The organism is Alicyclobacillus hesperidum (assembly GCF_900107035.1).
Lineage (GTDB): Bacteria > Bacillota > Bacilli > Alicyclobacillales > Alicyclobacillaceae > Alicyclobacillus > Alicyclobacillus hesperidum.
This window is the reverse complement of the sequence record NZ_FNOJ01000004.1, coordinates 64,577-77,041: the sequence shown is the minus strand read 5'-3', so window position 1 is coordinate 77,041 and position 12,465 is coordinate 64,577. Positions and strand designations below refer to the sequence as shown.

At 53.3% G+C, this 12,465-nt stretch carries 10 protein-coding genes; 1 reads left to right on the top strand and 9 read right to left on the bottom strand.

Annotated features, from left to right (window positions below):
• The first annotated feature begins 17 nt into the window (after positions 1-17).
• Positions 18-1,244, top strand: coding sequence for an MFS transporter (locus BLU70_RS04120; RefSeq protein ID WP_006447015.1), 1,227 nt, complete (start codon positions 18-20; stop codon positions 1,242-1,244).
• 44 nt (positions 1,245-1,288) lie between these two features.
• On the opposite strand, the gene BLU70_RS04115 is transcribed toward BLU70_RS04120, so the two are convergent.
• From BLU70_RS04115 to pyrH, 9 genes are all read right to left on the bottom strand, one after another.
• On the bottom strand, positions 1,289-2,200 hold the full coding sequence (locus tag BLU70_RS04115) for a prephenate dehydratase (protein ID WP_074692310.1): 912 nt from the start codon (positions 2,198-2,200) through the stop codon (positions 1,289-1,291).
• Between the two features lie 32 nt (positions 2,201-2,232).
• Positions 2,233-2,625: a VOC family protein gene (locus BLU70_RS04110; RefSeq protein WP_006447017.1), complete on the bottom strand. Its 393-nt coding sequence runs from the start codon at positions 2,623-2,625 to the stop codon at positions 2,233-2,235.
• Positions 2,626-2,636: 11 nt separating this feature from the next.
• Positions 2,637-6,989: a PolC-type DNA polymerase III gene (locus BLU70_RS04105; RefSeq protein ID WP_074692308.1), complete on the bottom strand. Its 4,353-nt coding sequence runs from the start codon at positions 6,987-6,989 to the stop codon at positions 2,637-2,639.
• 95 nt (positions 6,990-7,084) lie between these two features.
• Positions 7,085-8,353 (bottom strand): M50 family metallopeptidase, encoded by a 1,269-nt coding sequence (locus tag BLU70_RS04100; RefSeq protein ID WP_006447020.1) that lies wholly within the window; start codon positions 8,351-8,353, stop codon positions 7,085-7,087.
• Positions 8,354-8,360: 7 nt separating this feature from the next.
• The gene (locus tag BLU70_RS04095) at positions 8,361-9,515 is read right to left on the bottom strand and encodes a 1-deoxy-D-xylulose-5-phosphate reductoisomerase (protein ID WP_074692304.1); all 1,155 of its coding nucleotides are present in this window, start codon (positions 9,513-9,515) and stop codon (positions 8,361-8,363) included.
• 29 nt (positions 9,516-9,544) lie between these two features.
• The gene (locus BLU70_RS04090; RefSeq protein ID WP_006447022.1) at positions 9,545-10,342 is read right to left on the bottom strand and encodes a phosphatidate cytidylyltransferase; all 798 of its coding nucleotides are present in this window, start codon (positions 10,340-10,342) and stop codon (positions 9,545-9,547) included.
• Between the two features lie 10 nt (positions 10,343-10,352).
• Complete coding sequence (locus BLU70_RS04085) at positions 10,353-11,126, bottom strand: isoprenyl transferase (RefSeq protein WP_244885116.1); 774 nt, start codon at positions 11,124-11,126, stop codon at positions 10,353-10,355.
• A gap of 21 nt (positions 11,127-11,147) precedes the next feature.
• Positions 11,148-11,705, bottom strand: a complete 558-nt coding sequence (gene frr, locus BLU70_RS04080) for a ribosome recycling factor (protein WP_006447024.1) — start codon at positions 11,703-11,705, stop codon at positions 11,148-11,150.
• Entirely contained in the window at positions 11,698-12,432 is a 735-nt protein-coding gene (gene pyrH / locus BLU70_RS04075) for a UMP kinase (RefSeq protein WP_040289488.1), read from the bottom strand. The genes frr and pyrH overlap by 8 nt, the downstream gene beginning before the upstream one ends.
• Between the last annotated feature and the right edge of the window lie 33 nt (positions 12,433-12,465).

Genomic DNA, 12,465 nt, shown 5'->3' with positions numbered 1-12,465 from the left:
ACGAGGAAGGTGGCGGGATGTCGGTTTTTCCCGCCGTCCATTTTTCGATGGGAGCGTCGACGTCCTTGAAGCCCATCATTCGCCTATCCATTTGCAACATGTTGTTCTATCTTTGCTCGCAATTTTCGAACCTGTTTATCAACATTTACATCTATCAGGGGTTTTCTTCTCTACGCGCGACGGCGTTATATAACGTGGTCATGTATGTATTTTGGATCGGCGCGTTTATTGTTGGGGGCGCGATCAGCAAATCTTCGACAAAGCGCAACATCATGTTTGGGTCACTCTGGGGCATTGGCGCCATCGCCCTACTCATGATCATTCCGCACGGCGTTCTAGTGCTGGATCTCGTTGTCGCTGCGATGATGGGTATTGCCTCGGGATTCTACTATATGGGATATAATTTGGTTTTGTTCCAGTTCTCGAATGCTGGTGAACGCGGTCAAACCATTGCTCGCTTCAACTTGGCAACCAGTTGTATCGCCGCAGCCATGCCGACACTTTCCGCGACCGTCATTCATGCCTTTGGCTACACGGCGATGTTCACCGTCGTGATCGCCATGTTTACGGCCATTTTTGCATTGGCGCGGCCGTTCCCACGCTTGGCGTTCACGCGTACGGCGGATGTTCCCGCTGTGCCAACTCCACCTCGCCGTCGACTGCTGGGCTTTGGGCTCGGTACTTTTGCCGTCGCCGTGCTCACGTGTAGCCTCTACACGTACTTCGTCAACTTCGCGGCCGGCGTACTGACCTACTCGTATGGCAGCGGGATTTTGGGAGCCGGTTGGCTGAATACCTTGTATGCCTTACTTTCACTTGTCGTCAATCTGGTCATTGGTTACGGAATTCGCGCAAAATCGGACGCAGTCCGCCAGAATTTTGCGTGGATGGGTGGCGCCGCAGCAACGATGGGTAGCGCCTTGTTGTTCATGCATGGATCACACTTACTCATCGCCTTTAACGTCGTCGTCAGCCTGGCGAACCCGCTCTTTTTCAGCCAGGTCAACGCCCAACAGTTTGATGCAGTCGGTCAGCTATTTGATAATGTCGCAATCGGATTCATCGTCCGCGAAGCGCTCTATTCGGCGGCCCGTATTGGATTGTTTTTATATGTTTCTATCTTCGGGTTCTCCGCGGGCAGTCTGCCCTACTTCGTGTGCATTTCGGTGCTGTGTTTGGCTCCCCTCGCCACGGTGGCCTGGAATCTGCGTGCCGTCCGCATGCCAAGCATTTTGCTGCGTTAACAAAACAGGGCGCCCAATGGACGCCCTGTTGTTGATAGCCCCCGTTATCCGGGATTGCGATATACCGGATACACACCTAAGGAAATCACCTCTGTACCATGCGTCGCAAGCTCCTCGACCACATGCTGCAAAGACAATTGACCCTCGTCGCACAGTCCTGCCACAGACACATCCAAATAATAGACGTAGTGGCCAAGCTGGTCGCCCACTGGTCGCGACTCGAGACGTGTGAGGTTTAAATTCGCAGCCGCAAACGCCTGCAGAGCACCCACCAATCCTCCTGGGCGATGCGGCACTCCGCGCAGACACAAAGATGCGGTCTCGTCTGTCCATTCGAGCGCGGTCGGCTTGGGCAGGCTCACTTCCCGCGGACCAATCACTGCAAAACGCGTGACATTTCCTTGATGATCCTCAAGCGGAGCTTCATCGTACGCGAGGCCATAAACTGCGGCCGCACGACGGCTGCCGATGGCAACCGCTGACTTGTCAGACTGCATGGCCACCTGCCTCACTGCTTCCGCTGTACTCGATACGGTTGACGGTACGGCGTTTGGATACCGCACTTTCAGCGTTTGTGCGCACTGAGCCAACGCCTGCGGATGCGAGAGAACAGTGGTGACCTGAAGCGGATCGGTCCCTTCCTGATAAATAGCAAACTGATGTATAGGTTGCGTGACAGCGGCCAAAATCCCCCACGCGGGCGACGCTTGCGAAGGCGCTATACTACATGCCCGCATGACCTCATCCCAGACCTGCCACACGGATCCCTGAATGCTGTTTTCAATTGGGACACACGCAAATGCTTCTCCCGGTGGCGATGCAAAACAAGCGGCTAGTACATCCGAAAACGTAGGCAGCGGGCACAATTCCGCAGACGCCAGGATCAATTGTTGGGCCGCAAGTGCGGATGCTTCATGGCTGTGCGTTCCTTCGGGGCCAAGGTAATAAAGTCGCATCTTGAACCTCCCGTCCGCCGATACACGATCGATTAAGCCTCAGTGCCGGGCTGAAAGAGCTCCAGTTGTTCGCCATTTGGACCGGCAAAGAAAATATAGCGTGCCTGATTGCGCAACGTGGTAATTTCCGGTTCGATGAACGACACTCCAAGCGCTCGCAAGCGCTCAGCCTCCACCTCGATATCGTCCACTGTAAACGCCAAGTGATGCACCTGACCTTCAGGCGCTACGGCGACTGGATAGCCTTCAATCAATTCCAATTCGACCGTCTGACCAGGGAAGGATAGAAATGCAAGGCGCATCCCAGGCTGATTGTGTTGGAGAATCCCTTTGAGTTCCATGCCGAGAATACGCGTATAGAAATCAATGGATTCCTCTAAATTGTTGACCATAACACCTGTGTGTTCCAGTTTTCGAATCGCCATGCGTAGACCTCCTAAAACAGCGAAAGTTGATTGGTCTCAGGCAAACCTTCAAGACACCCAAGCTCGGTAAGTAGATCGATGACAGTCTTGGAGACGCGACCACGAGTCTGCAAATCTTCGAGTGAGAGAAACTCGCCTTGCTGCGCCGCTTCGTACAAATTCCGTGCAGCCGTCTCGCCCACTCCAGATATCGCAACAAACGGCGGTATGAGCGCTTGCTCGCGCTCGTCGATCAAAAAGCGAGTTGCATCCGATTTGTACAGATTGACTGGAAGAAATCTGTAACCGCGCGCAACCATCTCCAAAGCCACTTCCAATACCGTAACGAAGCTCTTCTCCTTCGGTAAGGCCGCATTCCCCTTGCTCTCGATCTCGTCGATCTTCGCCAAAATGGCGTCTCGTCCCTTCGTCATGAGGGCAATGTCGAAGTCATCCGCGCGGACGGTGAAGTACGTTGCGTAGAATGCCAGCGGGTGATGCACTTTGAACCATGCGATCCGCACAGCCATCAACACATACGCCGCTGCGTGCGCCTTTGGAAACATGTACTTAATTTTCTTTCCAGACTCGATGTACCAATCTGGCACGTTGTGCTCACGCATGTATGCCTCGTCTTCCGGCTTGACACCTTTACCTTTGCGGATACCCTCCATGATCTTAAATGCCCGTGCGGGATCGAGACCTTTCTGAATAAGATAAATCATGATGTCGTCGCGGGCACAGATGACTTCTGAAAGCGTTGCGATGCCTTCTCGAATTAACGCCTGGGCATTGTTCAACCACACATCTGTACCGTGGGAAAGACCGGAGATACGAACCAGTTCTGAAAACGTCGTCGGCCTCGTGTCCTCAAGCATTTGACGCACAAAACGCGTCCCAAATTCCGGAATTGCATAGGTTCCCGTAACAGATCTGATCTCTTCCGGCGTCACGCCCAGCGGTTCCGTACCGCGGAACAGTGCGAGCACGTCTGGATCATCGAGTGGGATAGTCTTCGGGTCAACACCAGTTAAGTCCTGCAACATACGGATCACAGTCGGATCGTCATGACCAAGAATATCCAACTTTAGCAGACAGTTCTCAAGCCCTGAGTGGTAATCAAAGTGCGTTGTGAACGTCTCTGCATTCCGGTCATCGGCCGGATACTGAATTGGCGTGAAGTCGTAGATCTCGACGTAATTTGGGACGACCACCTGGCCGCCGGGGTGTTGACCCGTCGTGCGCTTGACCCCCGTACACCCCTGAACCAGACGCTCGATCTCTGCATTGCGCAGAACGAGTCCCTTTTCCTCTGCGTACTTCCGAACATACCCATAGGCCGTTTTTTCCGCAACCACGGAAATGGTGCCAGCGCGAAACACGTGATCCTTGCCAAATAACTCCTCCGTATAGCGGTGAGCACGCGGTTGATATTCTCCAGAGAAGTTGAGATCGATATCCGGAACTTTATCGCCATCGAAACCCAAAAACGTCTCGAAGGGGATATCCTGCCCATCCTTGCGCAACGATGTACCACAGTGCGGACAGGCTTTTTCGGGTAAATCGAAGCCGGACCCATATTCGCCTTGCAGGAAAAATTCGCTGTACTGGCAGTTGGGACAGACGTAATGCGGAGGCAACGGATTAACCTCCGTAATATCTGTCATTGTGGCAACCAACGAGGAACCGACCGATCCACGGCTGCCTACCAAATATCCGTCCGTCAGCGACTTGGTCACGAGCTTGTGCGCAATGAGATAAATGACCGAAAAGCCGTTCGAAATGATCGAATGAAGTTCCTTCTCGAGTCGCTTTTCAACAATTTCCGGAAGCGGACTTCCATAAATCGCCGTAGCTTTGCGGTACGATAGCGTTCGAATCTCCTCTTCCGCACCTTCGATGACGGGTGTGTGAAGTTCGTCGGGAATCGGTTTAACGTCCTCACAAAGTTGCGCCACGGCTTGCGGTTGATCGATCACAACGGAGCGAGCGTCCTCTTCACCGAGGAACGAGAACTCCGCCAACATTTCATCGGTTGTCCGAAAATACAGCGGCGGTTGCTTGGTATCCAGTTTCTGAGACTGCAAAAAGATCTCCCGATAAACATGATCATGCTCGTCCAGAAAATGCACGTCACCAGTTGCCACAACAGGCTTGTTTAGGCGCTTTCCCATATCCACAATTTGCCGCAGCAACTCGCGAACATGTTCAAACGACGGCAGCACCTCATCGCGGATCAGCGGCTCGTAGTGACTGGGCGGTTGAATTTCTAGGTAATCGTAAAACTCGCACAATGCCTCAATTTCATCGATGGATTTACCACGAATAAACGACTCAATAAGCTCCCCTTGCCGACAGGCCGTACCGATGAGCAACCCCTCGCGAAATTGCGCCAGTACACTTTTGGGCAAACGAGGAATGCGATGCAGATATTCGGTATTCGCCATCGATACAAGCCGGTAAAGGTTGCGCAAGCCATCGCGATTGCGCACCAAAATGGTTGCGTGAAATGGCCGCACACGCGCGATATCGACCTGACCCCGCAATTGATTCAGATGTGAGAGATCGACAAGTCCGCGCTCCTTGCAATCCTTCAACATATGCAAGAAAACTTTCGCCGTCGCTTCCGAATCCGCCAATGCACGGTGGTGATTGACCAATTCTACAGAAAACTTCTGGGTCAACGTCTTGAGCTTATAGTTCTTCTCACCCGGATATAGGGCTCGAGCCAAAGCAAGTGTATCGATGACGGGCTCTTCCCAGGCAGGCATGCCGAGCCGTTCCGCACACTGGTTCAAGAAGCCAACATCGAATTCAGCGTTATGGGCTACTAAAATCGCCCCTTGCACAAAGTCGCGAAATTTCGCTAGAACGTCCGCAAGTTTGGGCTGACCCTTGACCATATCATTGGATATGCCGGTCAACTCTGTGATCTTCGGTGAGAGCGGACGTTCCGGATCGATCAACGACGCGTATGTATCGACGATCTCCCCGCCGCGTACTTTCACTGCCGCAATTTCAATCAGGGTGTCCTCACGTGCATTCAACCCCGTCGTCTCGGTATCAAACACAACGAAGGTCGTCTCATCCGTGAATGGCTGCTCACGTTCGCGATACACCACTAAACCGCCGTCGTCAACAACGTACGCCTCAACCCCAAGCAAAAGCCGGATTCCATGTTTTTTAGCCGCTCCATAAGCCTCTGGAAAGGATTGCACGCCGCCGTGATCGGTAATCGCAATCGCCGGATGCCCCCACGCCGCCGCGCGTCGCACGAGATCCGCCGCGCTGACAACCCCATCTTGCGCAGACATGACCGTATGTGCATGCAATTCGATCCGCTTGTCCTCCGCCTCGTCCCGCCGCACAGGAGCCGGTTCGGGGCGCATAGCCTGCGCCATGAAGACGATCTCTTTCGCATACGTATCAAACTGAACCTGTCCTTGCAACTTTACCCACACGCCGTCCCCGAACGTCTCAAGTGCAGCCAAGTCTCTCTCGTGTTGAACAAACATTTTCGCCGAAATGGAATCGGTGAAATCGGTAATGTTAAACTGAATAAGCGTTCTTCCACTCGCCAAGGTGCGACGTTCATGACGAAACACGCGCCCAACAATGGAGGCTCTGCGCATTTCGTCCACAATCTCACGGATAGGAATAGGTTCCGGATCCGGGTACATTTGTCCAACGACGAATGGCTCGGCACTTTCTGCACCGGCATCGCGTCCTGGTTTATTGCCGGAACGGTCCTCCGCTTCCCGCGCTCGGATTCGCGTTTCCTCTTCCGCAAGTAACTGCTGAACTCGTTCTTCCTCTTCTGCCTGCAAGCGCGATCGCAATTCTGCGAGCTCCTCTTCACTTTCACGGCTCACATGCAACGTAAAAGAAAGAGAAAGCCCAAACATCTCTTGGGATTCACGCGTTAACCAGCCGATCACGTCCTTCTGCGCCAGCTTGTCCACCACGGCCTGCGCTGCAAAGCGCAATTCGACCTGCCCGTTTCGCTCCTCGGTCCGGGGAACCACCTGCGCCTGACACAACAGCTTTCCTGCAACGGGTTCCTTGCGACTATAACCATCGCATAAAAGCTTCGTTATCATTTGCAGTTCATCGGAAGAGAGTAGATGATCCACGACGCCCACATTCCACTCACAAGTACAAGCCTCTCGAAAATGTTCACGACAAATCTCGCGCAGTTGGCAAAGATCAAGGTAATACTGTGAGAGTTCCGATGCAAAACGCCTGCCATCGACTTCATTCAGTGCGTTTGAGCATAGAGGATTCGCGACTTCGATCCGCACACGTCGCCCTGCCACGTCGACACGCACGCGCTTTACCCGTTCAAGTGCACGATCTGACGGCGAATGATCTAAGACAGCAGACATCTAACAGACCCTCCAGTGCACCTTAGTAATTCAAAGAAACGCAAAACAGGGGCGAAACGCTCGTCCCTGTTTTTGTGGCTAAAGAAAAGGATCCCTTAAAAAAGATGCGTCACATCGCGGTATGTGATCACGACAGCGAAGAGCATCACTAATGCGAAACCGACGAAATGAACAAAGCCTTCTTTTTCAGGGTCGACACGCCTTCCCCGAATCAACTCAATAACCATAAAAAGCAATCGTCCACCATCTAGAGCAGGAATGGGCAGCAGATTAAACAACCCTAAACCAAGACTTAACGCACCTGCCACGGCAACGACATTCCAAAAACCAAATCGCAATTGCTGTGTAATCACATGTGCAATACCAACTGGCCCGGACAATGTTTGGAATTGATGGTGCACAAAGAGACCGACATAGCCGTGTATGGTAAGTGCAATATCGCGACCCAAGGCCGAGAAACCAGCAGGCACCGTGTGCAAGGGATTATGTGATACTTGCGCGTCAATCCCAATAATAGGAGTCCCGTTAACCATCTTGGGCGTAATCGTTACATCTTGCGCCATTCCATTACGCACGGCAACGACGTGAAGTGGCTGTGGCTGTCCGTTGCGATAGCCGTTGCGCCCCACCACGTTCACCAGATCGCCCCATGAGTGGATGGGCTGATTATCAACCTGAGCAATCCGATCCCCGACGCGTAACCCAGCTGTCTGTGCGGGCATATTTGATTCGACCGTCCCGATTGTCGTCGTCGGTACACCCGTGTATGTGTTGACGGCAGAAAACAGGAAACCAGCCAAAAGCAAATTCATTACAGGGCCCGCCAGAATGATAGCGGCCCGTTGCCACAATGGTTTTCCCACAACTTGTTCATGTTTTTCGACAATCGGCACGGACGAACGTGCATTGAGCATTACGCGCGCGTACGGGCGAACAGGATACGTGCGCACCCCTTGCGCTGTCTGAATGGTCATTTCAAGAGCATCTGTCAAATCGGCTTTGCGTACCGTCCCCACCTCGGCGTCAGGCAAATCCTTGACATCACCAAGCGCAACAATTTCGCCAAACTCATTGACACGAAAGGCAACAGGTTGCCCTACGGGAAACCAAGCTTCCTGAGGCGCCTCGCCGGCCATTTGCACAAAACCACCAAGCGGAAACAGGCGCACCGAGTACTCAGTGCCACCGCGCTTGAACCGACACAACTTCGGGCCAAAGCCAATAGCAAATACCGGAACCGCCACACCGCATTTCTTCGCCACATAAAAATGCCCAAACTCGTGCAGCGTGATACAGACGGCAAAAACCAAAACGATGGCGACAGCCGCCTCCAGATAGAATTCGAGGTGCGCTACGATTGGCAATCCGTCATCAACCCTTCGTCAATAAGAGTCGCGCTCGTTCCCGTGCCAGTCCATCCATGTGCAAAACGTCATCAATGGACGACGGTGATCCTGAATGCAAATCGTCGAGTACATCCGCAACAAGTGACGCGATCCGCGAATATGAAATCTGGTTCCGCAAAAACGCGTCTACAGCCACCTCGTTCGCGGCGTTCAAGACACAAGGCGCATAACCGCCGGCACGTCCCGCATCCATCGCCAACCGAAGCGCGGGAAACTTCTCGAAATCCGGATCCTCAAAGGTCAGCCGACCAACTTCGGCAAGATCGAGCCTTGGCCAAGACAGATCAACACGCTCCGGATATGTCACGGCATATTGGATGGGCAATCGCATGTCGTGCGTCGCCAACTGCGCCATGAGTGAACCATCTTCATACTCGACAAGTGAGTGCACGATGCTCTCAGGGTGTACAAGCACAGCTATCTTATCATATGGCGCGGCAAACAAATGATGCGCTTCAATGACTTCCAGCCCTTTATTCATCATCGTCGCACTATCGACCGTGATCTTCTTACCCATGTTCCAGTTGGGATGTTTCAGCGCATCGGCGACCGTCACGGATGCCAAACGCTCGCGGGGCCATGTCCGGAATGGTCCACCCGAAGCTGTTAAAATCCAGCGTCGGACCTCCGAAGGCCGGCCACTCTGCATACATTGGTGCAAGGCACAGTGCTCACTGTCAACAGGCACGATCTCAGCTTTTGCCGCGATCGCTTCGCGCATGATGAAAGTTCCTGCGGCGACTAGACATTCTTTGTTCGCAAGCGCCAGGCGCGCACCCCGGCGCACGACGGCCATGGCCGGCAGAATGCCTCGGGCGCCCATCACGGCATTGACGACCACCTGTGCAGGCATACTTGCGCAAGCAAGCAACCCCTCGTCACCCACAAGTACCTCAGGCGCATCCGCTGTGCCCAAAAGTGAAAGGAGTCGCTTCCTTGCATCGTCGTCCGCAACTGCGACAAGCTGTGGATGAAAACGACGGATTTGCTCTGCCAACAATTCGACGTTGTGGCCCGCGGCAAGTCCGGCCACCTGATATGTATCCCCCAATGCGGAAAGCACTGCAAGGGTGCGAGTTCCGATTGCCCCAGTACTCCCCAAAATCGTTACATATGTCATACCCAATCAACCTCCGCCTGTCGAACCGGTCAAACGCCGAACCATCCATGCAAACCAATCTCGACCATCCACAGTGCGAACGGCGCTGCAAACAGTAAGCTGTCGATCCGATCCAATAGCCCCCCGTGCCCCGGGAGCAACTTGCCAGAATCCTTCACACCAGCGGATCGCTTGTAGGCACTTTCTATTAAATCGCCCAACTGTCCTGTTACGGATATGAGCGCACCGAGTAACGCATACATGCCGACATGCATCGGATGGGCAATCCAGCCAAACACACATGCCCCAACCGCCGCTCCAACGATTCCGCCGACCATCCCGCTGATGGTCTTTCCTGGACTGATGGCAGGCAGTAATTTTGGCCCGCCTAAAAACCTACCAACAAAATACGCGGCCGTATCCGACATCCATATTGAAATCAAGAAAAGCCACAGCCAGAACCAACCCACCGGAAGCTCTCGAATCCCGATGAGTGCAAAGCCGCCCGCTCCGATGTACAAAGCCCCAAATACGAGCATCGAAAACGGCTTCAAATCAGCAGGGCTTCTCGTGAAGACCGGGACGGCAAAAACAATTGCAACAATTAGGTACAGTAGAAACGGGTGGTACAGTGCGTGTGGAAACCACTCGATCAAGGTGACGAGCAGAGCTCCAAACACAGTGGGAGGACCATACCAACGACGTCCAAACATCACAGAAAACTCGACGACGCCGGCCACAGTGCACATCCACACCAGCCAGCGCCAGCCGATTGTACCGCCAAAGAGCAACACGAACAACACAACTAAACCTGCGATCACAGCTGTGATAACCCGCTGCTTCAACATAAGCGGACACCTACTCGATGGCGCCAAAACGGCGTTTGCGCTTTCCATAATCGGAAATTGCCTGGAACAGATCATCCCGTGTGAAATCTGGCCACAGCACCTCTGTGAACCACAATTCCGCGTACGCCGCTTGCCAAAGCAAGAAGTTGCTCAGACGGATTTCACCGCTTGTTCGTATAATTAGATCGAGAGGAGGTAAACCCGCCGTGTCGAGGTAACGATCAAACTTCGCTTCCGTCAGGTCACCTACCGTCGCACGCCCCTCGGCAACTTCCTTCGCGTACCGCTCAATGGCCGACATCAGTTCCGTTCGCCCGCCATAATTCAGCGCAAAGTTCACCGTCATACCGGTGTTGTGCTCGGTTCGCTGCATCGAGGTGCGAACCGTTTCCTGCGTATAAGAGGGTAGCCGCGAAGTGTCGCCTAGGAACCGAATCTTGACACCTCGTTTGATCAATTCATCGATCTCATTTCGGAAAAACTGTTCCGGCAGGCGCATTAAATACTCCACTTCGGCAACCGGTCTCTTCCAATTTTCGGTTGAGAACGCATATAACGTAACACATTCAATTCCAAAATCGTCACACGCTCGTATGGCCTCACGCATCGCCAGCATGCCCGCATGGTGTCCAGCCATACGGGGCAATCCTCGCTTCTTGGCCCAACGGCCATTACCATCCATGATAATGCCAATGTGCCTCGGTTTGACCTGGAGCGCCGGATGCTCGACTGTGGTTGCACTGGTTCTTTCACCGCGCCCAAAACTTTTAAACAAGTCTGGCATCCCCCTCAGCAACGTCGGACTTTAGACCTGCGTCACGTCCTTCTCCTTATCTTCCAACAGACTGTCGACCTGTGCAATACACTTATCCGTAATTTGTTGAATCTTGTCCATCAAACGGCGAACCTCGTCTTCCGAAACATCACCGTTTTTCTCCAACTTCTTCAACTCATCGTTTCCGTCACGGCGGACGTTGCGAATCGCCACACGTGCTTCCTCCGCCAACTTTCGAACCTGCTTCACAAGTTCCTGTCGGCGCTCCTCTGTGAGCGCAGGTACGGTTAATCGAATGACGGTCCCGTCGTTCGAAGGGTTCAAACCTAGGTCGGATTTTTGAATCGCCTTTTCGATCTCGCTGAGCATCGATTTCTCCCAGGGAGAGATAACGAGCAGACGCGGCTCCGGCGTGGTCACGCTGGCCACTTGATTGACCGGCATTTGCGAGCCGTAGTAATCCACCAGCACCTTATCCAGCATGGCTGGTGTGGCTCGGCCAGCACGTACCGACGCAAATTCGCGACGGAGATTTTGAACCGCCTTATCCATGCGCTCCTGCACGTTCGAAATCAATTGTTCACGCATTCGTGTCACCCTTTCCGACAATCGTGCCAATCTTCTCACCAAGCACTGCGCGCCGAATATTACCTTCCTCATTCAACGCAAAGACCAACAAAGGAATATCGTTGTCCATACATAACGAGGCCGCGGTCGAATCCATTACACCCAACCCCTCGTTCAAAACCTGCATGAAGTCGAGCTCTGAATATTTGGTCGCCGTCGGATCCTTTTGCGGGTCTGCCGTATAAACACCGTCAACACCATTCTTGGCCATCAGGATAACTTCTGCTTCGATCTCGGCAGCGCGCAACGCCGCAGTTGTATCTGTAGAGAAAAACGGGTTGCCCGTCCCCCCGGCGAAGATGACGACACGGCCTTTTTCCAAATGGCGAATCGCTCGCCGGCGAATATAGGGTTCGGCCACTTCAGACATATGAATCGAACTTTGAACGCGTGTTGCCACGCCCATTTTTTCAAGCGCATCCTGAAGAGCCAACGCATTCATGACCGTCGCCAACATCCCCATATAATCAGCCGTGGCACGATCCATACCCATCTGGCTCCCGGCCGCACCTCGCCAAATGTTACCTGCGCCTACCACAACGGCGATTTGTACATGTAATTGCGCAACCTCTGTAATTTGACGCGCAATGTTGCGAATCACAGCCGGATCAATACCAAAACCATGGTCGCCCGCCAGTGCCTCACCGCTAATTTTCAACACGATACGCCGATACTTCGGTGTCGTCACGCGCGCCCCTCCATTGTCTTCTAGGATGTTGCT

What these genes read in the sequence shown, in the direction of transcription:
- BLU70_RS04105 (WP_074692308.1), bottom strand. Translation starts at nt 6,989, where the DNA reads ATGTCTGCTGTCTTAGATCATTCGCCGTCAGATCGTGCACTTGAACGG.
- BLU70_RS04115 (WP_074692310.1), bottom strand. Translation starts at nt 2,200, where the DNA reads ATGCGACTTTATTACCTTGGCCCCGAAGGAACGCACAGCCATGAAGCA.
- frr (WP_006447024.1), bottom strand. Translation starts at nt 11,705, where the DNA reads ATGCGTGAACAATTGATTTCGAACGTGCAGGAGCGCATGGATAAGGCG.
- BLU70_RS04085 (WP_244885116.1), bottom strand. Translation starts at nt 11,126, where the DNA reads ATGCCAGACTTGTTTAAAAGTTTTGGGCGCGGTGAAAGAACCAGTGCA.
- BLU70_RS04090 (WP_006447022.1), bottom strand. Translation starts at nt 10,342, where the DNA reads ATGTTGAAGCAGCGGGTTATCACAGCTGTGATCGCAGGTTTAGTTGTG.
- BLU70_RS04110 (WP_006447017.1), bottom strand. Translation starts at nt 2,625, where the DNA reads ATGGCGATTCGAAAACTGGAACACACAGGTGTTATGGTCAACAATTTA.
- BLU70_RS04095 (WP_074692304.1), bottom strand. Translation starts at nt 9,515, where the DNA reads ATGACATATGTAACGATTTTGGGGAGTACTGGGGCAATCGGAACTCGC.
- BLU70_RS04120 (WP_006447015.1), top strand. Translation starts at nt 18, where the DNA reads ATGTCGGTTTTTCCCGCCGTCCATTTTTCGATGGGAGCGTCGACGTCC.